This is a genomic window from Arthrobacter sp. AB6, assembly GCF_031844545.1.
Lineage (GTDB): Bacteria > Actinomycetota > Actinomycetes > Actinomycetales > Micrococcaceae > Arthrobacter.
This window is the reverse complement of record NZ_JAUZVL010000036.1, coordinates 1-23,645: the sequence shown is the minus strand read 5'-3', so window position 1 is coordinate 23,645 and position 23,645 is coordinate 1. Positions and strand designations below refer to the sequence as shown.

17 protein-coding genes are annotated in these 23,645 nt (G+C 65.2%); 13 read left to right on the top strand and 4 right to left on the bottom strand.

The features are described from left to right. Nucleotides 1-39: 39 nt before the first annotated feature. Nucleotides 40-702, bottom strand: a complete 663-nt coding sequence (phoU, locus tag Q9R30_RS18960; protein WP_104996823.1) for a phosphate signaling complex protein PhoU — start codon at nt 700-702, stop codon at nt 40-42. Nucleotides 703-907: 205 nt separating this feature from the next. Between phoU and Q9R30_RS18955 the strand changes: the two genes are divergently transcribed. Further along, the gene (locus Q9R30_RS18955) at nt 908-2,164 is read left to right on the top strand and encodes a cell wall metabolism sensor histidine kinase WalK (RefSeq protein ID WP_104996824.1); all 1,257 of its coding nucleotides are present in this window, start codon (nt 908-910) and stop codon (nt 2,162-2,164) included. Then, the gene (locus Q9R30_RS18950) at nt 2,161-2,841 is read left to right on the top strand and encodes a response regulator transcription factor (protein ID WP_104996825.1); all 681 of its coding nucleotides are present in this window, start codon (nt 2,161-2,163) and stop codon (nt 2,839-2,841) included. The genes Q9R30_RS18955 and Q9R30_RS18950 overlap by 4 nt, the downstream gene beginning before the upstream one ends. Before the next feature lie 92 nt (nt 2,842-2,933). Here the strand turns inward: Q9R30_RS18950 and Q9R30_RS18945 are convergent, their stop codons facing one another. Next, nucleotides 2,934-3,482: a hypothetical protein gene (locus Q9R30_RS18945; RefSeq protein ID WP_104996826.1), complete on the bottom strand. Its 549-nt coding sequence runs from the start codon at nt 3,480-3,482 to the stop codon at nt 2,934-2,936. 273 nt (nt 3,483-3,755) lie between these two features. On the opposite strand from Q9R30_RS18945, the gene Q9R30_RS18940 reads away from it, so the two are divergent. The 8 genes from Q9R30_RS18940 (at nt 3,756) to Q9R30_RS18905 (ending at nt 11,219) form a co-directional block, all read left to right on the top strand. After that, a complete protein-coding gene (locus Q9R30_RS18940) occupies nt 3,756-4,238 on the top strand; it encodes a CarD family transcriptional regulator (RefSeq protein ID WP_011690592.1) in 483 nt (160 codons plus the stop codon). A gap of 121 nt (nt 4,239-4,359) precedes the next feature. Continuing rightward, nucleotides 4,360-5,142, top strand: a complete 783-nt coding sequence (gene ispD, locus Q9R30_RS18935; RefSeq protein ID WP_311218550.1) for a 2-C-methyl-D-erythritol 4-phosphate cytidylyltransferase — start codon at nt 4,360-4,362, stop codon at nt 5,140-5,142. A gap of 3 nt (nt 5,143-5,145) precedes the next feature. After that, on the top strand, nt 5,146-5,661 hold the full coding sequence (gene ispF / locus Q9R30_RS18930; RefSeq protein WP_311218549.1) for a 2-C-methyl-D-erythritol 2,4-cyclodiphosphate synthase: 516 nt from the start codon (nt 5,146-5,148) through the stop codon (nt 5,659-5,661). A gap of 9 nt (nt 5,662-5,670) precedes the next feature. Continuing rightward, nucleotides 5,671-7,146 (top strand): cysteine--tRNA ligase, encoded by a 1,476-nt coding sequence (gene cysS, locus Q9R30_RS18925; RefSeq protein ID WP_311218548.1) that lies wholly within the window; start codon nt 5,671-5,673, stop codon nt 7,144-7,146. Nucleotides 7,147-7,250: 104 nt separating this feature from the next. Continuing rightward, the gene (rlmB, locus tag Q9R30_RS18920) at nt 7,251-8,240 is read left to right on the top strand and encodes a 23S rRNA (guanosine(2251)-2'-O)-methyltransferase RlmB (protein WP_104996830.1); all 990 of its coding nucleotides are present in this window, start codon (nt 7,251-7,253) and stop codon (nt 8,238-8,240) included. A 10-nt stretch (nt 8,241-8,250) separates the two neighbouring features. Beyond that, the gene (gene glgX / locus Q9R30_RS18915; protein ID WP_311218547.1) at nt 8,251-10,362 is read left to right on the top strand and encodes a glycogen debranching protein GlgX; all 2,112 of its coding nucleotides are present in this window, start codon (nt 8,251-8,253) and stop codon (nt 10,360-10,362) included. Between the two features lie 18 nt (nt 10,363-10,380). Next, on the top strand, nt 10,381-10,854 hold the full coding sequence (locus Q9R30_RS18910) for a ribonuclease domain-containing protein (protein WP_311218546.1): 474 nt from the start codon (nt 10,381-10,383) through the stop codon (nt 10,852-10,854). A gap of 8 nt (nt 10,855-10,862) precedes the next feature. After that, complete coding sequence (locus Q9R30_RS18905) at nt 10,863-11,219, top strand: barstar family protein (protein ID WP_104996833.1); 357 nt, start codon at nt 10,863-10,865, stop codon at nt 11,217-11,219. Between the two features lie 12 nt (nt 11,220-11,231). Here Q9R30_RS18905 and Q9R30_RS18900 read toward each other — a convergent pair whose 3' ends face one another. Both Q9R30_RS18900 and glgP read right to left on the bottom strand, forming a co-directional pair. Continuing rightward, complete coding sequence (locus Q9R30_RS18900; protein ID WP_311218545.1) at nt 11,232-13,013, bottom strand: thiamine pyrophosphate-requiring protein; 1,782 nt, start codon at nt 13,011-13,013, stop codon at nt 11,232-11,234. Between the two features lie 58 nt (nt 13,014-13,071). Then, on the bottom strand, nt 13,072-15,690 hold the full coding sequence (gene glgP, locus Q9R30_RS18895) for an alpha-glucan family phosphorylase (RefSeq protein ID WP_311218544.1): 2,619 nt from the start codon (nt 15,688-15,690) through the stop codon (nt 13,072-13,074). A 192-nt stretch (nt 15,691-15,882) separates the two neighbouring features. On the opposite strand from glgP, the gene Q9R30_RS18890 reads away from it, so the two are divergent. From Q9R30_RS18890 to Q9R30_RS18880, 3 genes are read left to right on the top strand one after another with little or no spacing between them, the layout of a single operon-like run. Then, nucleotides 15,883-17,925, top strand: coding sequence for an alpha-1,4-glucan--maltose-1-phosphate maltosyltransferase (locus tag Q9R30_RS18890; protein ID WP_311218551.1), 2,043 nt, complete (start codon nt 15,883-15,885; stop codon nt 17,923-17,925). Then, nucleotides 17,922-19,718 (top strand): maltose alpha-D-glucosyltransferase, encoded by a 1,797-nt coding sequence (gene treS / locus Q9R30_RS18885; protein ID WP_104996835.1) that lies wholly within the window; start codon nt 17,922-17,924, stop codon nt 19,716-19,718. Before Q9R30_RS18890 ends, treS begins: the two co-directional genes overlap by 4 nt. 3 nt (nt 19,719-19,721) lie before the next feature. Then, the gene (locus Q9R30_RS18880) at nt 19,722-23,420 is read left to right on the top strand and encodes a 1,4-alpha-glucan branching enzyme (RefSeq protein WP_311218543.1); all 3,699 of its coding nucleotides are present in this window, start codon (nt 19,722-19,724) and stop codon (nt 23,418-23,420) included. Nucleotides 23,421-23,645 lie beyond the last annotated feature (225 nt).

The following is a 23,645-nucleotide window of genomic DNA, read 5'->3' as shown; positions in this document are numbered from 1 at the left end:
CTTCACGTGACCGGCCCGCCGTCGTTATTCCGCAGCGCTTCAGCTGTGTTCGGTCCCTGTAGGCTGCCAGGCGCCGGTCACCAGGTAGGTGACCTTCTGGGCGACCGAGACTCCGTGGTCCGCGAAGCGTTCAAAGTACCGGCTCGCGAGTGCGACGTCCACCGTGGTTGCCGGCGACTCGGACCACTCGGGTGCTGCGATGGCCTTGAACACACTGAGGTGGAGGTCGTTGATGGCCGTGTTCGCCTTCAGGATGTCCCGGGCCACTTCAAGGTCACGGGTTTCCAGCAGGACCGTCAACTTGTTCGCAATTTCCTTGTCCAGCTCGGCCATTTGCTTGAACGTGCCGGTCATGGATTCGGGGATGACGGTAGATGGGAAGCGCAGGCGTGCCAGCTGGGCGATGTGCCGGGCAAGGTCGCCCATGCGCTCAAGGGAAGCGCTCATCCGCAGCGATCCCACGATCATCCGGAGATCGCTGGCTACCGGCCCCTGCAGGGCCAGGATGTCGATTGCCCTTTCATCCAGGCTGTTCTGCAGGAAATCGATGCGGGCATCCGCAGCGATGACGTCCTGCGCAAGGTCTACGTCCGCCACCTCGAAGGAGGTGGTGGCTTTGTCCATGGCCTCGCTGACCAGCCGGGAGATCTCCACCAGCTGGTCACCAACCTGGGTCAGCTCTTCCTGAAAAACCTTACGCACGTAGGCGTCCTTTCCTTGTAACTACCGCCGGCCCGGTCCGGGCAACAGGAATCTCGTCGCCGTTCGGCACTCCAACTACCCACAATCCCAAAGTCCGGTAAACGGTTAAGCCCTTGCAGGTGAACGTTAGTTGAACCGTCCGGCCAAGGGGCCGGGACGCGCCGTTAGGCCTTCATCTACAGCATAAGGTGGACCTGTGGATCCTATGCTTATCGGCCTGGTGGCCGGCCTTATCGGCCTGGCGCTCGGTACGTTCGGCGTGCTCGCTTTCCGGGTCAGTGAGAAACAGCGGCAATTGCTGGACGTTGACGCCGGCGAGCTCGCGCTGCCGGCGGGCGCTGCGGAGGTGCTTGCCGTCGTCGGACGCGCCTTTGTGGTGGTGGACGCCGTGGACGGTGTGGTCCGTGCCAACCCGGCCGCCTATGCCTACGGCCTGGTCCGCGGCCACACGGTGGTCCATAAGGAACTGCTGGACATGACCGCCGGGGTCCGCCGCGATGGCGTCATCCTGGAAAGGAAGCTGGAACTTCCCCGCGGTCCCCTCGGCCAGGGAACCATCATTGTCCAGGTCCGGGCGGCGATGCTCGGGGAGGAATACATCCTGCTGCTTGCGGATGACCGCACCGAGATCACCAGGACAGAAGAGATCCGGAACGATTTCGTAGCCAACGTCTCCCACGAACTGAAGACCCCGGTGGGTGCCATTTCCCTGCTGGCCGAAGCCCTGGAGTCCTCGGCGGACGACGAACTGGCCGTCCGGCGCTTCGCCAAGCGAATGCACAAGGAATCCGGCCGGCTCGCCGCATTGGTCCAGGACATCATCGAACTTTCCCGACTGCAGGGAGCAAGCGTCACCCAGCAGGGCCGCCCGGTTGACGTCAATGCCGTGATCGCCGAGGCAGTGGACCGGTCCCAGCTTCCCGCGGAGAGCAAGAACATCCGCATTGTGGTGGGTGGCCGGACCGAGGCGAAGGTCTTCGGGGACCAGGACCTGCTGGTGACCGCGCTGCGCAACCTGATCGACAACGCCATTAGGTACTCCCCGGAGAACACACGGGTGGGAATCGGTGTACGCAGTCGGGAAGGGCTTGTTTCCATTTCCGTTACGGACCAGGGGGAGGGCCTCAGCCCCGAGGACCAGGAGCGCGTCTTTGAACGCTTCTACCGGGTGGATTCAGCCCGCTCCCGCCACACCGGGGGGACAGGCCTTGGCTTGAGCATCGTCAAACACGTTGCGTCCAACCACGGCGGGGAAGTGACCCTCTGGTCCCAGCCAGGGCAGGGCTCCACCTTCACCCTCCGGCTTCCCGAGATGGAGGGACAGGAAGGCGGGGAAGAAACACCTGCTACCGCCACCACCGCCGCCGGTCCCGCGCGGGCGGGAACCGCGGGGTCCGAAAAGCCAACTGTTACCCAAGTACCCGGCGCCACCGGCGCCACCGAACGAGGAGCAAAAGCTTGAGCAGGATTTTGATTGTTGAGGATGAGGAGTCGTTCAGCGATCCGCTGTCCTATTTGCTGGGCAAGGAAGGTTTTGAGGTCGAAGTCGTGGACAACGGCCTGGACGCCATCACCGAGTTCGACCGGAACGGGGCGGACCTGGTGCTGCTGGATTTGCAGCTTCCCGGGCTGTCCGGCACCGAAGTGTGCCGCCAGCTCCGCCAGCGGTCCAGTGTCCCGGTGATCATGCTGACGGCCAAGGACGCGGAAATCGACAAGGTGGTGGGCCTGGAACTCGGCGCGGACGACTACGTCACCAAGCCCTACTCCTCCCGCGAACTGGTGGCCAGGGTCAGGGCAGTGCTGCGGCGCCAGGGCGAGCCGGAGGAACTCATTTCTTCCACAGTGCAGGCCGGCCCTGTCCGGATGGACATTGAACGGCATGTGGTCAGCGTGGGCGGCGAGCAGGTGCTGCTGCCGCTGAAGGAGTTCGAGCTCCTCGAAATGCTCCTGCGCAATTCAGGCCGGGTGCTGACCCGCGGCCAGCTCATCGATCGGGTCTGGGGCTCTGACTACGTCGGCGACACCAAGACCCTCGACGTCCACGTGAAACGGCTGCGCGGAAAGATTGAGCCCGATCCGTCGGCGCCGCGGTTCCTGGTCACCGTGCGGGGGCTTGGCTACAAGTTCGAGCCCTAGAAAGGGCCACCGGCGAAGGGGATGGAAAAGGAGGGGCCGCAAGGGCCCCTCCTTTTCCCTGTCCTGTCGTGCAGTGGACTCAGCCCGGAGCGTTAGTGGCCGGTCCCGCCTGCGCTTTTCGAAGCCGACGGCGACGGCGTGGCCGACGTGCTCGGCGAGGGCGTGCTGCCGGCCGGCAGGTACTCCTTGTACTCCGGCAGCGTGGCATCCAAGACGGGGACCTTCACCGTGTTGCTCACGTTGGTGCCGTCTTCGGTGATCTTGACGTCCACGAGGGAGCCCGGGATTCCTCCGGTGGTGCTGAGGATGGCTTCATCCGAGCTTTCGTTGAGCAGCGTGTAGGAGTTCGCCTTGACCGGAACCTCGGTCTGCGAGCCCTTTGCGCCGTTGACGGTGAGCGTCACGTCCTGGGAAGAAGAGTTGTAGACGGCGCCGATCAGGCGGCCGGGCTGGTCCTCGCCGGAGGAAATGATCAGGATGTTGCGCAGCTGGATCGGGCCGAGGTCGGCGACGATGCCGTCCGAGGCAGCGTACTGTTCGCTGGTCTGCTGGGGCGTGATGTAACCGCAGCCGGCGGTCAGCAGGCCCACGCCGAGGGCGGCTGCCGTCAGTGCCAGTTTGCCGCGCTGGGCCCGGGTCATCGCAGTGAAACGCACGTCGCGTACTCCTCAAAGAGTCTTGAAACATTAATCACGCATAGCCTATCCGCAAAGCAGGCCAAACGAGGATTCGAAGCTGTCACATCGGCCTTCCCCGGGACGCGGCACATGCACTATTATCCGCGTTCGTCAAGGGGGTGAAGGGGTCCGATTTGGCCCGTTTTCCGCGTATTCCTGCGGTTCGGCGCCCTCTTCCGGGCCGGTCATATGCCTGAATCGTGATAAACTGGTCAGCGGGAAAGGGGAAATGTCCACATGGTATTTGAGGTCGGCGAGACAGTAGTTTACCCTCACCACGGTGCTGCGAAGATTGAAGAAATCAAGATGCGCACCATCAAGGGCGAAGAGAAAATGTATCTCAAGCTCAAGGTGGCTCAGGGTGATCTGACCATTGAAGTTCCAGCAGAGAACGTTGACCTTGTTGGGGTACGGGACGTAGTGGGCAAGGAAGGCCTGGAGCACGTGTTTGATGTGCTTCGCGCCGAGTTCACCGAAGAACCCACCAACTGGTCGCGCAGGTACAAGGCAAATCTGGAGAAGCTTGCTTCCGGTGACGTCATCAAGGTTGCAGAGGTCGTCCGCGACCTGTGGCGCCGCGATCACGACCGGGGCCTTTCCGCAGGCGAGAAGCGAATGCTGGCCAAGGCCCGGCAGATTCTGATTTCAGAACTGGCGCTGGCTGAAAAGACCGACGAGGAGAAGGCTGCAAGCGTTCTCGACGAGGTCCTGGCTTCCTAAGAATTGAACCCCGGGGGCACCCAAGTGCCGCCGGGGCTTCTTTTTGCCCAAAAAGCGGCGCCGGAGATTCCTCCGGAGGCGTTCAGGCGCCGGTGCCCTGCAGGGACGTAGGCTAGTCCGCATGAGCGAAACACCCACCCGCCTGGTCACCGCGGTGATCCTGGTGGCAGCAGGTTCGGGTCAAAGGCTGGGTTACGGCATGCCCAAGGCGGCGGTCCCCCTGGGCGGCGAGCCAATCTTGATGCATGCCCTGCGCGGCATCGTCGCATCCGGAGCAGGCAGCCAGGTGTGCGTCGCGCTGCCCCCCGGAGACGACGCCCTCCGCCGCCTGTGCGAGGACTTCCGGCAGGAACTGGCCGACGGAGGCCCGCTACTTTCCATTGTCGACGGCGGCAGCACCCGCGCGGATTCCGTCCGGGCCGGCATGGCAGCCCTGATGGACGGCATAGAAGCGGTGCTGGTGCACGACGCCGCGCGCGCCCTCACCCCCGAGTCCGTCTTCCACCGCGTGACGGACGCCTTGGCTGCCGGCGCCGTGGCAGTTATTCCTGCCGTAGCGGTAGTGGACACCGTCAAGACGGTAGCTGCCACCACTGGCCCGGACAGCGACCTGGCCCCGGAGGTTGTCACCGGGACCGCGCCCCGCGAGGAACTCCGTGCGGTGCAGACGCCGCAGGGCTTCCACCTGGGCACCCTGCTGAAGGCCCACGAAGCCGCGCGGGACCTGGACCGGGAAGAGTCCGACGCCGTCACCGATGACGCAATGCTGGTGGAAATGCTCGGCATCCCCGTCCACGTGGTCCGGGGGTCCACGCAGTCCTTAAAGATCACCACGCCGTTGGACCTGATCCTCGCCGAGGGGCTCCTCGAGGGTCCGCTGGGCGCGCGTTGGGTGGAAGGCTAGGAAATGGGACCTGCGGACATGGTCATTCCCCGAACCGGAATCGGGCTGGACGTTCACGCCTACGCCTCTGAGGACCAGCCCCGCCCGCTGTGGCTGGGCGGACTCCTGTGGCCGGGCGAACGGGGCCTGGCCGGGCACTCCGACGGCGATCCGGTGGCCCATGCCGCCGCCGACGCGCTGTTTTCCGCCGCCGGGATAGGAGATTTGGGCACACACTTCGGTACAGACCGGCCCGAGTTTGACGGCGCCTCCGGCGTCGCGCTGCTGGCCGAGGCTGCGCGGATTGTCCGGGCCGCCGGATTTGAGATCGGCAACGTGGCTGTCCAGTTCGTCGCCAACCGGCCCAAGTTCGGCCCGCGGCGGGAGGAATCCCAACAGGTCCTCAGTGACGCCGCGGACGCGCCCGTCAGCGTCATCGCCACCACCAGCGACCACCTCGGGTTCACCGGCCGCGGTGAAGGCATCGCCGCGGTGGCCACTGCACTTGTCTACCCGAGGCCGCACCTTCCCATCAGCTAATCTGGAGCGGTGACCCTGCGCTTCTATGACACTGCCTCCGCCGAAGTCCGGAACTTCGTCCCCATCGTCGAGGGCAAAGCCAGCCTCTACTACTGCGGGGCCACCGTGCAGGGCATGCCCCACGTAGGCCACATCCGCTCGGCCATTGCCTTTGACCAGCTCACCCGCTGGTTGGTTCACCGCGGGCTCCGGGTCACGGTGGTCCGAAACGTCACGGACATCGACGACAAAATCCTGGCCAAGTCCGAGGCCTCCTTCGCGCCGGGCTTCACCCCGGAACCTGGCGAAGTGGCCGAGGAAGAGTGGTGGGCACTCGCTTACCGCTATGAGCAGGAATTCCTCAAGGCTTACGACACGCTTGGCGTTTCCCGGCCAACGTACGAGCCCCGCGCCACCGGACACATCCCGGAGATGCACGCCCTCATCCAGCAGCTGATCGACCGCGGCCACGCCTATCCCGCCCTGGACGACTCCGGCGACGTCTACTTCGACGTGCGTTCCTGGAGCAAGTACGGCGCACTGACCCGGCAGAACATCGACGACATGCAGGCAGCCCCGGACGTCGAACCTCAATTCAGCAACAGGAAGAAGGACCCGCGCGACTTCGCCCTGTGGAAGGGGTCCAAAGAAGGAGAGCCGACGACGGCGAGCTGGGCTTCCCCCTGGGGTGCCGGCCGCCCGGGCTGGCACCTGGAATGCTCCGCCATGGTCACCAAGTACCTCGGCACCGAGTTCGATATCCATGGCGGCGGCCTTGACCTCCGGTTCCCGCACCACGAAAACGAGCTGGCCCAGTCGCAGGCGGCGGGCCACCCGTTCGCCAACTTCTGGATGCACAACGGCATGGTGACCTACGAGGGCGAAAAAATGTCCAAGTCCATCGGCAACACCGTCAGCCCTGCCGAGATGCTGCAACTGGCATCCCCCCGCGTGGTCCGCTACTACCTTGGCCAGGCCCACTACCGCTCAGTGCTGGACTACCGGCCCACGTCCCTCCAGGAGGCCGCGGCCGCCGTCGAACGCATTGATGGCTTTATTGCCAAGGCGACCGCCCGGTTCGGTACCGGCTCCGGCTCAGTTGCCGGCCCCGACGGCTCCTCCGCCGATACCTTGCGCACGTTCGCCGAGGCCATGGACGACGACCTGAACGTCCCGCGTGCGCTGGCCGCCCTGCACGAGACGGTCCGGGCCGGCAACACCGCCCTTGCCGAAGGCGATGACCCCGCCGCCCGTCTCGCGTTAGACACGGTGTCAGTCATGACCGACGTCCTGGGGCTGAATGCCGTGGCAGGTACCGATGCCGGCAACACCAAGGACAAGGCCGCCCTGGACGTCCTGGTGCAGGCCCAGCTGGAAGCCCGTGCCGCGGCAAGGGCGGAGAAGAACTGGGCGGCATCAGATGCCATCCGGGACACCCTCACCGCCGCCGGCATCCTGGTGGAGGACGGCCCGGACGGCGCAACCTGGAGCCTGAAGCGGGACTGACCGGCGCGTTTCCAGGACAAGCGGTCCCATCCTTGGCAGCCGATTTTTCTTCGGTCAGTAGACTGGTAGGCAGACTCAGTCAGCACAATCAAGGGTGGAACACAATGGCCAACAATGGTCGCCGATCGGTTAAAGCGAAGAAGGGCCCAACCATCGGGACCGGTGGCCATGGCCGCAAGGCCCTGGAAGGCAAAGGCCCCACGCCCAAGGCGGAGGACCGCCCTTACCACAAGGCGCACAAGGCCAAACAGCTCTCTGAGCGGTCTGCGGCCAAGCGCAACCCGGGTGCCCGCAGCGCCGGTGCGGCCAAGTCCGGCCCCAAGGGCCGTGCCACCGAGGAAGTCGTCACCGGGCGCAACTCGGTTGTAGAGGCGCTCCGCGCCGGCATTCCCGCCAAGGCCCTGCACGTGGCCATCCGCATCGAAATGGACGACCGTGTCAAGGAATCCCTGAAGCTCGCCGCCGAGCGGGGCATTCCGCTGCTCGAAACCGGAAAGCCCGAACTGGACCGGATGACCGACGACGCCATCCACCAGGGCCTGGTGCTGCAGATCCCGCCGTACGACTACCAGGACGCCTACGAACTGGCCGAAGATACGGTGGCGAAGTGGAAGAAGGGCCACGTCGCCAACGCCCCGCTCTTCGTTGCCTTGGATGGCATTACCGATCCCCGTAACCTTGGCGCCATCATCCGCTCGGTTTCCGCTTTCAGCGGCCACGGCGTCATTGTCCCGGAACGCCGCTCGGTCGGCGTCACCGCCTCAGCCTGGAAGACCAGCGCCGGCGCCGCTGTCCGCGTGCCTGTGGCACGGGCCTCAAACCTTAACAACGCCCTGAAGCAGTTCAAATCCATGGGGATCTTCGTCCTGGGCCTGGACGGCGACGGCGACGTCTCCCTGCCGGACCTCACCCTGGCGACCGAACCGGTGTGCATCGTGGTGGGTTCGGAAGGAAAGGGACTCAGCCGCCTGGTCCGCGAGAACTGCGACCAGATCGTCTCCATTCCCATCGATTCCGCCATGGAATCCCTCAACGCCTCCATGGCCGTAGGCATCTCCCTGTATGAGGTCTCCCGGCAGCGCGCCGCAAAGTAGGCGCCGGGTTATGGTCATGCCGCTCTTCGACACTGCTTCCACCATGGACGCCTCCACGGCGGTTCCGCTCGGTGTCAGTGTTCCGCGCGCCGGCTCGGACGGGACGGGCAGCAACCATGCAGGACGGGTCAACGTGGCCTGCTATGCGCCTGGCATATCCAGCCTGGAGGTCGTCTACGCCGCCCCGGGCGGGGAGTGGCGGACCCAGGCACTGCCCAACGTCACCCACGGCGTCCACCACGGCATCGTCGAGGACCTGCCGTATGGATCCCGTTACGGTTTCCGGCCCGCATCCGGCGAGCAGTCCCTGCCCTTCGCCGCGCCCACCAGCGAAATTGAGGGCGACGCCGGCCAGCCGCTGCTGCTTGATCCCTACGGCCGCGCCGTGGACCAGCAGGACGGCTTCCTTGCCAGCGTGCGCATGGCAGGCGCCTACGACTGGGGAACCGACCAGCGGCTGCGGCTGCCGTGGCGCAACACGATCATCTATGAGGCCCACGTCCGGGGACAAAGCATGCTCCACCCCGACGTCCCCGAAGAACTCCGGGGAACCTACGCAGGCATGGCCCACCCCGCCATTATCGAGCACCTCACAAGCCTGGGCGTCAGCTCGGTGCAGCTGCTGCCGGTGCACTTCCACTTGGACGAGCCACACCTGCAGGACCTGGGACTTACCAATTACTGGGGCTACAACACGGCGGCCTTCTTCGCCCTGCATCCGGGCTATGCAACGCGTGCCGCCCAGAAGGCCGGGCCGCAGGCTGTCCAGGACGAGTTCAAGTCAATGGTCAAGCACCTCCATGCCGCCGGGCTGGAAGTCATTTTGGACGTCGTCTACAACCACACGGCCGAGGGCGGCCCCGACGGGCAGACCCTGAGCTTCCGCGGGTTGGGCGAGCAGGCGTACTACCGCACCGACGGGCACGGGAGATACGTGGACACCACGGGCTGCGGAAACAGCCTGAACTTCGGCGAGCCCCGCGTGGTCCAGATGGTCCTCGACTCCCTCCGGTACTGGGTGGATGAGTTCCACATTGACGGCTTCCGCTTCGACCTCGCAGTGACCCTCTGCCGGAACGCGGCCAACGAGTTTGACCCGCGGCACCCGTTCCTGGTTGCGGTCGCCGCCGATCCTGTCCTGTCCGACGTGAAGCTGATTGCCGAACCCTGGGACGTGGGCTACGGCGGCTGGCAGACCGGACGTTTTCCGGTCGGCTGGGTCGACTGGAATGACCATTTCCGGGACGCGCTCCGTTCGTTCTGGCTCACCGACCGCGCCGCCCTGGATGCTGGCGGCCACGGCGGGCCCCTCGCCAAGCTCGCGGACTCGCTGTCCGGTTCCGCCGCCCTCTTCCAGCCTTCCGGACGCTCCCGCCTGGCGTCAGTCAACTTCATCACCTCCCACGACGGTTTTACGCTCAATGACCTGGTCTCCTTTGACCGCAAGCACAACGAGGCCAATGGCGAGGAGAACAGGGACGGGCACGGGGATAACCGAAGCTACAACCACGGCGTGGAAGGTCCTACCGAGGACGGCACGATCCTCGCCAAGCGGGCCCAGTCCCGCCGCAATCTGATGGCGTCCATGCTGGTTTCCCTGGGCGTTCCCATGATCACCGCCGGCGACGAACTTGCGCGGACCCAGCAGGGAAACAACAATGCCTACTGCCAGGACAACTCCCTCGCGTGGCTGGACTGGACCCGTACTCCCGAGTCTCACGAAATGCTCCGCAGCACCAAGCGTTACATCCGCCTGCGCAAGGAGTTCCTCGCGGCCCAGCCCCACGATTTCCCTGTCCTCGACGAGCAGTCCTACCTGTACTGGTTCGACCAGAACGGCCACCCGATGTCCATGGAGCGCTGGAACGATCCCCACAACCGCGTGGTGCAGCTCCTCCTGGGCTCGGACAACGGCGGCTTTGCCGGGTTGATGGTGGTCAACGGCAGCGCTTCGGACCTGCAGTTCACGCTGCCGCGCGTCACGGCCGGGGCCACAGCCCTGCGGATGTTCGAGCTCCGGCTGACTACCTCGCCACTGCATGAGGAACGCCAGGGCGGGCAGGTTGCCGCAGGGGAAAAGGACCTCGTGGAGGCCTATTCCATCAGCATCTACCGCAGCTAGGCACGGGGGATTTCCACAATGCGCCACCGTTCCGTCCTGCCCCTGTTGCTGGCGGGCCTGGTGCTGCTCGCTTTCCTGGCCTTCGGCGGCACGGGATTCCTCGGCCAGTTGACGGAAGATACGACGCCGGAGGGCACCTCCAGTGCCGTGCCTGCGCCCAGCACCGCACCCGGGACCAGCGCCTCTCCTGGACAGGTCAACCCTTCGGGGCTGCCGGAGGTTCGTGAGTCCGCGCTCCCCGCGGAGGGCCGCAGGGTTCTCGAACTCATCCGCGCGGGCGGACCGTACCGCTACAGCCAGGACGGCCAGCCCTTCGGTAACTTCGAGCGCATCCTGCCGCGGCGGGACAGGGGGTATTACCGTGAGTACACAGTGCCGACTCCCGGGGAATCGGACAGGGGAGCGCGCCGCATCGTGGCCGGCGCTGACGGCGAGAAATACTACACGGACGATCACTACGAGTCATTTAAATACATAGCGGAAGGCAGCTAAGCAAAGCCATGAAGATCTACTCCGGCGACACCTGGACCCTTGAGGAACTGCAGGAGCAGGTGGCCGACGCGGGACGCCGCAGCCTGGTGGTTCCCGCAGCTGACAGCAAGAAGGCTGTCCTGGAAACCTTCGGCGAGGTCCTCAACTTTCCGGAACACTACGGCGTCAACCTCGACGCGCTCAATGATTCACTGCATGACTTCGCGGACAGCATCACGGACAACGGCAACGCTCCGGTCACGGTCCTGTGGCAGGTGGCTGCGCCGTTCCGCAGTGACAGGGCGTTCGGGATCATCTGCGAAATCCTCCAGGACGCCGAGCGCTACGCGGGCAAGGACCTGGCCGTCACCGCCGTCCTGCTTTAACGCCGTCCCGCTTTAGGAGCGCTCTTCCTGGCCGGTGTAGGTCGCCAGAAGATCCAGGGCCCGGCCGCCGTTCTCCTCTTCAGCCAGCGCCGTGCGCATGCTTTCCGCCTTCTCCCGGCCGGCAGGGAATGGGGGCAGCAAGGGAACTTCCGGGTCCGTCAGCACTTCGATCACCACGGGGCGGTCCGCGGCGAACGCCTGCTCCCACGCCTCCCCGATGAGGTCCGGGTGCTCAACCCGGATGCCTTTCAGGCCCAGCAGGTCTGCGTAGCCTGCAAAAGGAAAGTCCGGCAGCTCCTGGCTTGCCGCGAACCGCGGTTCGCCCTCGGACTCCCGCTGCTCCCATGTCACCTCGGTGAGTTCCCTGTTGTTGAACACGCAGACCACGAAGCGCGGATCGGCCCACTGCCGCCAACGGTGGGCGACCGTCACAAGTTCGGCGATGCCAATCATCTGCATGGCGCCGTCACCTGCCAGGGCCACTACCGGCCGGTCCGGATGCGCCAGTTTTGCCGCAATGCCGTAGGGGAGCGAACATCCCATGCTGGCCAAGGTTCCGGACAGGTGCGCCGGGACGCCCGGCGGAAGGACCAGCTGCCGGGCATACCAATAAACACAACTGCCGACGTCGATGCTCACCAGGGCGTTCCCGGGCAGCCGGCCGTTCAGTTCCCGGACCACCCGCTCGGGATTCACCGGGCTCGCCGGGACGGCAGCCCTTTCCCCGGCCAAAGCCCGCCAGCGGGAGACTTCCCGCTCAACGTCGGTCCGCCATTGCCCTGGGCCGCGAGGTTGCAGCCTTTGATTCAGGGCCCGCAGCGCCAAAGCGGCGTCGCCCGCCAAACCCACCTCAACCGGGTAGCGGTTGCCGATGTTCCGCTCGTCGATGTCGATCTGGACAGCCCGGGCTGAGCCGGGCGGAGGATAGAACTCCGTCCAGGGATCGTTGGAGCCCACAATAAGCAGCGCATCGCAGTTGCCCAGCAGGTGCGCGCTGGCGGTGGTTCCCAGGTGTCCCATGGTGCCTGCCGCAAACGGCAGGGTCTCATCCATATAGGGCTTGCCCAGCAGGCTGGTGGCAATTCCGGCACCAAGCTTTTCGGCCACCGCCACCACCTCCCCGGCGGCGTGCCGCGCCCCCTGGCCCACGAGCAGGGCAACCCGTTCCGAGGAGTTGAGGAGCTCTGCCGCAGCCTCCAAATCCTGATCCCGGGGCATCCTGGTTGCTGTGCTCCACGAAGGCGCGGTGACCACAATGCCGTGTTCCTGTTCCAGTTCGGGGGCCGGTGCCGACTGGATGTCATGCGGGATGATGACCACGCAGGGTGAGGAGGTGGCCTTGGCTGTGCGGAAAGCCCGGTCCAGGACCATGGGGACCTGCTCCGGTGCGCTGACCTGCTGGACGAACTGGGCGGCCACATCCTTGAACAGGACCGTAAGCTCGATCTCCTGCATATAGGCGGACCCCAGCACGGTGCGGCTTTGTTGCCCTACGATCGCCACAACCGGAACGCCGTCGAGCTTGGCATCGTAGAGCCCGTTCAGCAGGTGGACGGCGCCAGGGCCTTGGGTGGAGGTGACCACTCCCACCCCGCCGGTGTACTTTGCGTGGCCCACGGCCATGAAGGCAGCCGTCTCCTCATGCCGGGCCTGGACGAACTCAACCCTTCCTTCGGCACGGCGCAGTGCGCCCATGAAACCGTTGATCCCGTCGCCGCTGTAGCCGAAGACGCGGTCCACCCCCCAGGTGGTGAGCCGGTCCACGATCACATCGGAGACTGTTCGTTCGGTCATGGGTCCTCCTGCATACGGTTTGACTGCCTGCCGGGACCTTTACCCGCGGAACCCGCGGCTAAGCGTTGACGATCAGTCCCAGCTCGGCCTTCGAAGCGAGGGCGTCGTGCCGCGGCAGGACCCGCACGGTGTAACCGAACGGTCCCGAGCGGTCGATCACCAGCGAGCCGCTGAACAGGTGGCGCCCGCTGCCGAGGTCCTCCTGTACCTTCAGCTCCATCACGGTGATGTCGGTGAGGGTGTCGCTTTCCTCGGCCCGTCCATAGGCCACTTCCACGGATACGTCCTCAGGGGTGAGGCTGTGCAGCGCCACGTACGCGTTGACCTGCAGCGTGTCGCCGATCTGGGGATCCTCGGAGACGCCCACGGAGTCCACGTGCTCCACGTGCACCAGCGGCCATGCCAAACGTACCTTTGCCGTCCAGGCCGCCAGGGTGCGGGCCTGCGAGTAGGAGTTCGCGGAAGCGTTCCGCCCCGCTTCCGCGGCCGGACGGTAGAGGATGTTCACGTAGTCGCGGAGCATGCGTTCGGCGGAGACGGCCGGACCGAGGTGCGAGAGGGTGTGCTTGATCATGGAGACCCAATGCGTGGGCACCTTCTCGGCCCCCGACGTCGAAGGGCCCGCAGCGCCGGCGCCGGCTGATACCGTGCTGCCGTAGAAGCGCGGGGCCACCTGGGTTTCGAGCAGCTCGTACAAAGCTGCTGCCTCGATGTCGTCGCGTTCCTCCGGTGATGCGCCATTGTTGGCGGTGGGAATCGCCCAGCCGTTTTCGCCGTCGTACATTTCATCCCACCAGCCGTCCAGGACGGAGAGGTTCAGCGACCCGTTGAGCGCGGCTTTCATGCCGGACGTTCCGCATGCCTCCAGCGGCCGGAGCGGGTTGTTGAGCCAGACGTCGCAGCCCGGGAACAGCGTCCGGGCCATCGCGATGTCGTAGTTGGGCAGGAAGGCGATCCGGTGGCGCACTTCGGGATCGTCGGTGAACCTGACCAGGTCCTGGATCATCTTCTTGCCGGCGTCGTCAGCGGGGTGCGACTTGCCGGCAATAACCAGCTGGATGGGATGCTCCTTGTGCAGGAGCAGTGCCTTCAGGCGCTCAGGCTCGCGCAGCATCAGGGTGAGCCGCTTGTAGGTGGGCACGCGGCGGGCAAAACCGATGGTCAGGATGTCCGGGTCCAGGACGTTGTCCGTCCAGCCCAGCTCCGCATCAGCTGCCCCGCGCTTCTTCCAGGCAGCCCGCAGGCGGCGGCGGACGTCCTCCACCAGGGCCGCCCGCATCTCGCGCCGCAGCGCCCAGACATCGGCGTCGCTGACGTTGTAGGCGAGGTCCCACCGGCCGTTCGCCTCAGCTTCGCTGCCAAACTGGTCGCGGGCAAGCTTCGAGATGCGGCTGTCCACCCACGTGGGCACGTGCACGCCGTTCGTTACGGACGTGATGGGCACCTCGGAGTGGTCGAATCCCGGCCACAGGGCGGAAAACATCCCGCGGGAAACTTCCCCGTGCAACTTTGCGACGCCGTTGGCCCGCTGCGCGAGGCGCAGGCCCATGATGGCCATGTTGAACACGGACGGGTTCCCGTCAGCGTAGTTCTCGCGGCCGAGTTCCAGAATCCTGTCCGTGGGAACGGCGGGCGCCAGGCCGGCCTGGAAGAAGTGGTGGATCTGGGCTATCTCGAACCTGTCGATGCCCGCAGGGACCGGGGTGTGCGTGGTGAAAACAGTGGATGCCCGCCCCGCCGCAAGGGCCTCGTCAAACGTCAGCGCCTGGTCCCCGGCCATGAGTTCCTGGATTCGTTCGACGCCAAGGAAACCGGCGTGGCCCTCGTTGGTGTGGAACACCTCCGGGGCCGTGGTGCCGGTGAGCTGCTGGAAGGCGCGCAGGGCCTTGACCCCGCCCATGCCCAGCAGCAGCTCCTGCTGCAGGCGGTGGTCTCCGCCGCCACCGTAGAGGCGGTCGGTGATGCTGCGGGCAGCGTCGTCGTTGCCGGGGACATTGGAGTCCAGGAGGAGCAGGGGAACGCGTCCGACGTCGGCCCGCCAGATGTGTGCCAGCAGGTGCCGGCCGTTGGGCAGGGGAAGCGAGATCTGAAGGGGGCGTCCGATGCCGTCCGACGAAGGCTCGCGAAGCAGCGTGAGCGGCAGGCCGTCCGGGTCCAGTACCGGGTACGTCTCCTGTTGCCAGGCATCCCTGGACAGGGACTGCTTGAAGTAGCCGGCCTGGTAGAGAAGGCCAACACCGATCAGCGGCACTCCAAGGTCCGAGGCGGCCTTCAGGTGGTCGCCGGCCAGGATTCCCAGGCCGCCTGAATACTGGGGGAGCACCTCGGTGATGCCGAATTCGGGTGAGAAGTAGGCTATCGATGCGGGGGCATCCGGGCCAAGGCCCTGGTACCAGCGCGGCTCCTCGAGGTACCGGTCAAGGTCCTCCTCAGCGGCCCGCACGCGTTCCACAACCGCGCGGTTCGCGGCAAGTTGCTGGAATTCTTCGCGGCTTACCATCCCAAGGAAACCCACCGGGTCCTGGCCGCTTTCTTCCCAAAGGCGGGGATTGAGCCCCGCGAAAAGTTCCCGCGTGGGGCGGTGCCAGGACCAGCGCAAGTTGCTCGCCAGGCGGGCCAGTGGCCGGATCGGTTCGGGGAGGACGGTACGGACGGTAAATCTGCGGATTGCCTTCACCTGCGTCACACTAACCGACAACATGCGCGGCCGGAACCAGCCCCGGGTTTCTTTTGGGTAAATGACAGTTGGCCGGGAAGAAATGACGGGGGACGCGCAGAAATTGGTGCGCAGGCTTAGCAATCTTGCTCTTTTCTCGCTAACGTCGAGCCTGTGACGACTAACTCAGGAACCAGCGCCGTATCAATGAAAATGTCGACCCGCCCCATCACTGATGGGCTGCGGTTCGGACGATTCCCGATTACCGCCGTGCAGCCCGTCGTGGAGGATGGCAAGTTTCCGGCCAAGGCCCTGCCCGGCGAAGGAATCGTGGTGGGCGCCACGGCTTTCCGCGAAGGGCATGACCAACTGGGTGTCAGTGCAGTGCTCTTCGACCCCGAAGGCAACGAGCGCCAGAGGGTCAGGCTCACACCGCCGCGCGGGGAGCGCGGCATGGGAACGGACCGCTGGGAAGGCGTGCTCACGCCGTCGGAAGAGGGGAACTGGTCCTTTGCCATCGAGGCCTGGCACGACCGCTACGCCACGTGGCACCACAACGCCGAGGTGAAGGTGGCCGCCGAAATCGACGTGGAGCTGATGCTGGCGGAAGGATCCGCGCTGCTCGGCGAAGCTTCCGAAGACGACTCCCGCAGCGACTGGGACCGGGGCGTGCTCCGTGCCGCCGCCGGCAGGCTCGCCGACACGTCCCTCAGCACGGAAGAACGCCTCGGGGCCGGCTTCGGCCACGACGTAGCGGGGGTTGTGGCGCACCAGCCTATCCGCGAACTGGTGACCGTCTCCGAAAGGTTCCCGCTGAACGTTGAACGTGACCGTGCCGGGCGCGGCGCCTGGTACGAGTTCTTCCCCCGCTCCGAGGGGGCGGTCAAGGACCACACCACAGGCACCTGGACCTCCGGCAACTTCCGCACCGCTGCCAGGCGGCTGGATGCCGTCGCCGCCATGGGCTTCGATGTCCTCTACATGCCGCCCATCCACCCCATCGGGGTGCAGCACCGCAAGGGCCCTAACAACACCTTGATCGCCGGCCCCAACGATCCCGGCTCGCCCTGGGCAATCGGCGCGGCCGAAGGCGGCCACGATGCCATCCATCCGGACCTCGGCACCTTCGAGGACTTCGACGCCTTCGTGGCGCGGGCAAACGAACTGGGCCTGGAAGTTGCCCTGGACCTCGCGCTCCAGGCGGCCCCGGACCATCCCTGGGTACAGTCGCACCCGGAGTGGTTCACCACCCGCGTGGACGGCAGCATTGCGTATGCCGAGAATCCGCCAAAGAAGTACCAGGACATTTATCCGCTCAATTTCGATAATGATCCCGAGGGCCTTTCGAACGAAATTCTGCGGATTGTGCTGCTGTGGGTGAGCCACGGAGTAAAGATTTTCCGCGTGGATAACCCGCACACCAAGCCGGTGTGGTTCTGGGAATGGCTTATTGCGCAGGTAAACAAAGAGGTTCCCGGCGTGGTATTCCTGGCCGAAGCATTCACGCGTCCAGCCATGATGCATGCGCTTGGCCGCGCGGGGTTCCAGCAGTCCTACACCTACTTCACCTGGCGGAACACCAAGAAGGAAATCGAGTCTTACTTCACCGAGGTGAGCCACGAGTCAGCGGCCTTCTTCCGCCCCAACTTCTTCGTCAACACCCCGGACATCCTCACCGAATACCTGCAGTTCGGCGGGCCGGCGGCGTTCAGGATCAGGGCCGCACTGGCCGCGACTGCCAGTCCGTTGTGGGGGGTCTACGCAGGCTACGAGTTGTTTGAGCACGTGGCCAGGCCCGGTGCGGAGGAGTACATCGACAACGAAAAGTTCGAGTACAAAGAACGCGACTGGGACGCTGCGGCGCAGTCCGGACGGACCCTCGCCCCGTACATCACCAGGCTCAACGAGATCAGGCACGCCCACCCCGCGCTGCAGGACCTGCAGAACCTGACGGTCCACCACAGCACGGACGACGCCACGGTGGTTTACTCCAAGCACAAGACCCTTCCGGACGGAACCAAGGACACGCTCATCGTGGTGGTCAACGTAGATCCGCACGGGACCAGGGAATCCACGGTCTCGCTGGACCTGGCGGCCCTCGAACTCGACGCCCGGGACCTGACGCATAACGGAGGCTTCCACGTGGATGACCTCATCTCCGGTGAAAGCTGGGAGTGGGGCGAGTACAACTACGTCCGGCTTGACCCGCACGTGGAGCCCGCGCACATCCTGCGCGTGAGGAGAATGCATCAGTGAATTTCAATCCGCAAAGTTCCGGCCAGCATTTCACTCCCAAGAGCACGTTCGAGCTAAATGCCCCGGGCCTTCAGCATGATCCGCTGTGGTACCGGAAGGCCGTGTTCTACGAAGTACTGGTAAGGGCCTTTGCGGATGCCAACGGTGACGGCTCCGGCGACTTCTCCGGCCTCATTGACAGGCTCGACTACCTGCAGTGGCTGGGCGTGGACTGCCTGTGGCTGCCGCCGTTTTTCCAGTCACCGCTGCGCGACGGCGGCTATGACATCTCCGACTACAACTCGGTCCTGGACGAGTTTGGAACCATCAGTGACTTCAAGCGGCTGGTTGCCGAAGCCCACGCCAGGGGCGTCCGGGTCATCATCGACCTTCCCCTGAACCACACGTCGGACCAGCACCCGTGGTTCCAGGAGTCCCGCAAGGACCCGGACGGCCCCTACGGGGACTTCTACGTCTGGAGCGACACCGACGAGAAGTACCAGGACGCGCGCATCATCTTCGTGGATACCGAGGAGTCCAACTGGACCTTCGATCCCATCCGCCGCCAGTTCTTCTGGCACCGGTTCTTCAGCCACCAGCCCGACCTGAACTTCGAAAACCCGAAGGTCATCGAGGCATTGTTCGATGTGGTCAGGTTCTGGCTCGACCAGGGGATCGACGGTTTCCGGGCTGACGCCATCCCCTACCTGTACGAAGAGGAGGGGACCAACTGCGAGAACCTTCCGGCCACCCACGAGTTCCTCCGGAAGCTCCGCACCATGGTGGATGAGAGCTATCCCGGGCGGGTCATCATCGCCGAGGCCAACCAGCCGCCGAACGAAGTGGTGGAATACTTCGGGACGGAGGAAGAGCCCGAATGCCATATGGCCTTCCACTTCCCGATCATGCCTCGGCTGTATTACGCGCTCAGGGACCAGAGGGCCGCCCCGATCATCGAGACCATGCAGGACACCCCCGAAATACCGGACGGGGCTCAGTGGGGCACCTTCCTGCGGAACCATGACGAACTGACCCTGGAAATGGTCACCGCGGACGAGCGGGCGGCCATGCTGGGCTGGTACGCGCCGGACCCCCGCATGCGTGCCAATATCGGCATCCGCCGCAGGCTCGCGCCCCTGCTGGACAACTCCCGCGCGGAGATCGAGCTGATCAACGCCCTGCTGCTTTCGCTGCCCGGCAGCCCTTTCCTGTATTACGGGGACGAGATCGGCATGGGTGACAACATCTGGCTTGAAGACCGCGACGCCGTGCGCACCCCCATGCAGTGGAACCCGGACCGGAATGCCGGGTTCTCCAACGCGGATCCGGGCAAGCTCTACCTGCCGCCCATCCAGTCCCTGGTCTACAACTACGGCATGGCCAATGTGGAGGCTGAGGCGGCCCATTCCGGTTCGCTGCTGCGCTGGACCCGGCAGATCCTGAGTGTCCGCAAGAACCATCCCGCATTCGGCCTCGGCGGGTTCAAGCACGTCGATGCCGACCACGACGCCGTGCTGGCCTACCTCCGCGAACTGCCGGACGGCAACTCGGCGGGAGCCGTCGCGGAGACCATCCTGTGCACCTTCAACCTCTCGCAGCATCCAGTCGCGGCCCAGTTGAAGATCCCGCAGTTCGCCGGACGGGGGCTGCGCGATGTCTTTGGCGGCCAGCCGTTCCCCGGCATCAACGAGGACGGAAACCTGACCCTGACCCTTGGCAGCCACGACTTCTTCTGGTTGCGGATCCGGTCGGCTGCATCCAACCCGTCGTCCCCGTACACGCAGGCAATGCCGATCCTCTCGATTGAGAACTGAGATATGAACCAGCCAATACTCACCCCCGCCCTCACTGCCCTCCTCCAGGAATGGCTGCCACGGCAGCGCTGGTTTCCGGTCAAGACGCCCGACTTTGAGATGTCCCAGGCCGGCAGCCTGGGGCTCGAGGACCCCTCGGGCCACGCCGGGCTGGCCGTGTTCCTCCTGAGCGTCACCACGCAGACGCCCGACGGCGGCAGGCGGACTGCCGTTGTCCAGGTTCCCTTGAGTTTCCGGCAGGCGCCGGCTGCCGGGATGGAGCGTGCCCTTGTGGGGCAGGCAGCAGGAATGGATCCATCCAGGACCTGGGTCTATGACGCCGTCCACGATCCCGACTTCGTGGGAAGTTTGCTTGAGCTCATCCGGAACCGGGAAAAGGCGCCCAACGGAACCGCCGCCGGCTTCCGCGCCGACGGTGAGCGGCGGCTGCCTACCAGCCGCGGCGTAGTGAAGGTGCTGTCAGGCGAGCAGTCCAACAGTTCAGTCATTGTGGACGACGGCGAGTCCGCCGCCATCCTGAAAGTGTTCCGGGTGCTGTCCGACGGCACCAATCCGGAAGTTGAAGTGGGCGCTGCGCTGACCGCCGCCGGCACGTTGGAAGTTCCCGCCACCCTGGGCTGGGTGCGCGGCGAATGGCTCGCCCAGGCGGCAAACGGATCGGCAGCCAACGGCACTGGTCCGCGGTACGTCCAGGGCGAACTGGCCGTGGCGCACGAGTTCCTGGCGGGTGGCCGGGACGCATGGCTGCTGGCCGTTGACGCCGCCAGGTCCGGCACCGACTTCACGGCAGAAGCCCGCGCGCTCGGTGCGGCCACGGCCACCGTCCACCAGCGGCTGGCCGAAGCGCTGGGTCAGTCAGAAGAGCACCAGCCCGGCCAGGTCATCGCTCCCGCTGTAGCCCAGCGCGTCCGCCAGGCATGGGCGGAAGCCGGAAGCGCCGTCGGCCCTTATGACGACGCCCTGACCGCACTCCTCGACCAGCTGGACCACGCCCCGGCCGGCCCGCTGCAGCGGATCCACGGGGACCTCCACCTCGGCCAGATCCTCCAGGTCCCTGGGCCGGCGGGCGGCCCTGCGCGTTGGGCGATCCTCGACTTCGAAGGCGAACCGCTGCGGCCCGTCGCAGAACGCAACGTCCCCGACGTTCCGCTGAGAGACGTCGTCGGCATGCTGCGGTCCTTCGACTACGCGGCCGGAGCAGCCCAGCGCGAACAGGAAGGGGCCCAGGTCCCCGCCAACTGGGTTGACGACTGCGCGGAGGCCTTCCTGGCAGGGTACGCGGCTGTCACGCCCGGGCTTGTGGACAGGGAATCGCCCCTCTTTGTGGCATTGTGGCTGGACAAGGCACTGTACGAAGTAGTTTATGAATTGCGTAACAGGCCCGACTGGTTGGCGATCCCCGTGAACGCCTCCCGGCGGCTCCTGGGCGGTAACGGCGCCGGCAATCACGCCGGGGCAGCATCGGAAGGTAACGAAATGACAGGCTCAGCACGAACTGACCGGCCGGGGGTGCCGCTGCACGTAGACGAAGGCACCCTGGGCAAGATCGCGAACGGTGAACACCACGCACCCCACTCTGTCCTGGGCGCGCACCTGGACGATTACGGCCACGTCACCATCCGTACGGTGAAGCACCTCGCGGAAGCAGTGACGGTGATAACCCCGGCGGGCGAAGTTCCGATGGAACATGAAGCCCACGGCGTGTGGGTGGCAGTCCTTGAACCGCTGCAGCAGGGGCATGTTCCCGACTACCGCCTGTCGGTCACCTACCCCGGCGCCGAACCGGTCACCATGGACGAGCCCTACCGGTACCTGCCCACTGTGGGTGAAGTGGACCTGCACCTCATCGGTGAGGGCCGGCACGAAAAGCTGTGGGAGGTGCTCGGCGCACACGTCCAGCACTACAAGTCCGCACTGGGGGACGTGGACGGTGTTTCGTTTGCCGTGTGGGCACCCAACGCCCAGGCCGTGCGCGTCAAGGGCGACTTCAACGCCTGGGACGGACGCGAGAACTCCCTGCGTTCGTTGGGCTCCTCAGGGGTATGGGAACTCTTTGTTCCGGGCGTTTTGGCAGGGGCGTGCTACAAGTTCGAAATCAGGACCAAGGCCGGCCACTGGGTGGAGAAGGCAGATCCCCTGGCCTTCGGTACAGAGGTTCCCCCGCTGACCGCTTCCCGGGTGGTTGAGCCTTCGTACGCCTTCAAGGACGACGAATGGATGGAGGCACGCGCCCAGCGGGATCCCCACAACTCGGCGATGAGCGTTTACGAGGTGCACCTCGGTTCCTGGCGGCTGGGACTCGGCTACCGGGAACTCGCCAAGGAACTGGTCGACTACGTTAAATGGCTCGGCTTCACGCACGTGGAGTTCATGCCCGTGGCTGAGCACCCCTTCGGCGGATCCTGGGGCTACCAGGTCACCTCGTACTTCGCGCCCACCTCCCGGTTCGGCCACCCCGACGAGTTCCGCTACCTGGTGGACACCCTTCACCAGGCGGGCATCGGCGTACTGCTGGACTGGGTCCCCGCCCACTTCCCCAAGGATTCCTGGGCACTCGCCCAGTTCGACGGCGAGCCCCTGTACGAGCACGCAGACCCGAACCTGGGGGAGCACCCTGACTGGGGCACCCTGATCTTCGACTTCGGCCGGACCGAAGTCCGGAACTTCCTGGTGGCCAACGCCCTGTACTGGCTGGACGAGTTCCACATCGACGGCCTGCGCGTGGACGCCGTGGCTTCCATGCTCTACCTCGACTACTCGCGGCAGGACGGGCAGTGGCAGCCCAACAGGTTCGGCGGCAGGGAAAACCTGGAAGCCATTTCCTTCCTCCAGGAAGTCAACGCCACGGTGTACAAGACGCACCCCGGCGCCGTGATGATCGCCGAAGAGTCCACCGCGTTTCCGGGGGTCACCGCTCCCACCAGCCATGGCGGCCTCGGCTTCGGCCTGAAGTGGAACATGGGATGGATGCACGATTCGCTCAAGTACATTTCCGAGGAGCCGATCAACCGCAAATGGCACCACGGCACGGTCACGTTTTCCATGGTGTACGCCTTTACGGAGAACTTCCTGCTTCCCATCAGCCACGATGAGGTAGTCCACGGCAAGGGCTCCATGCTCCGCAAGATGCCCGGCGACCGCTGGCAGCAGCTCGCAAACCTGCGCGCTTTCCTGGCCTACCAGTGGGCCCACCCGGGCAAGCAGCTGATCTTCATGGGCACGGAGTTTGGCCAGGAAGCAGAATGGTCCGAACAGCATGGGCTCGACTGGTGGCTTGCCGACATCCCCGCACACAACGGCGTGCAACTGCTCACCAAGGACCTCAACGAGCTCTACAGTTCCACGCCGGCGCTGTACACCAGGGACAACGAGCCCGGGGGCTTCCAGTGGATCAACGGGGGAGACGCGGACCGGAACGTCCTGTCCTTCATCCGTTGGGACAAGGAAAACAACCCGCTGGTGTGCGCAATCAACTTCTCCGGAATGCCGCACGTCGGTTACACCCTGGGGGTGCCGGAGGCCGGAAAATGGACCGAAGTGCTGAATACGGATGCCGCCACTTACGGCGGATCCGGTGTCCTCAACTCCGGTGAATTGAAGGCAACGGACCAGGGGCAGGACGGTCAGCCGGCAACGCTGAGCGTCACCCTGCCGCCGCTGGGGGCCGCCTACTTCAAGCCGGGAGCTCCGGCGGGCAGCTAGGACCTGGTCCTCGAATGGCCGGAAGGCCCGGAACCCGCGTGGTTCCGGGCCTTTTCCGGTCTCCAGGGCAGGCCGCGGGAGGCGGTCTGCGGCCCGGTTGGCCATCTGGAAAAAGTGGTGGTAGAGTTTATTTCCGCGCTGCTCCACGGAGTCAGACGGAAAACCGACACTCAAGCCTTTGGCTAAAGAGAGTCGCGGACGCCGGTTTGACAAGTGAGAGGCCAG